Genomic DNA, 218 nt, shown 5'->3' on the forward strand with positions numbered 1-218 from the left:
ATGCGGCACTGGCCCTGTTCTGTATGCTGACCGCCGGGAACACCTTCTTCTTTAATTATGTGCAGGGATTTTTTATCGTTTTCGATATTATCCTCGGCATCTGTGCGGCCCAGGGTTTCGGTGTGCAGTACCTCATATCCCGTACAGGCGGCATCCACCACATCTTCCCGTCCCGATACCGCACAGAACCGGGCCAGCAGTTCGTCGGCGTCGCAGTC

The 218-nt window shown here is 55.5% G+C and carries 1 pseudogene; it reads right to left on the reverse strand.

Features of this window, described 5'->3' with window-relative positions:
- Nucleotides 1–218 (reverse strand): annotated as a pseudogene (locus tag H6B10_RS17410) (hypothetical protein); the annotation flags it as partial.

Source organism: Gemmiger formicilis (assembly GCF_016901605.1).
GTDB classification, from domain to species: domain Bacteria; phylum Bacillota; class Clostridia; order Oscillospirales; family Ruminococcaceae; genus Gemmiger; species Gemmiger formicilis_B.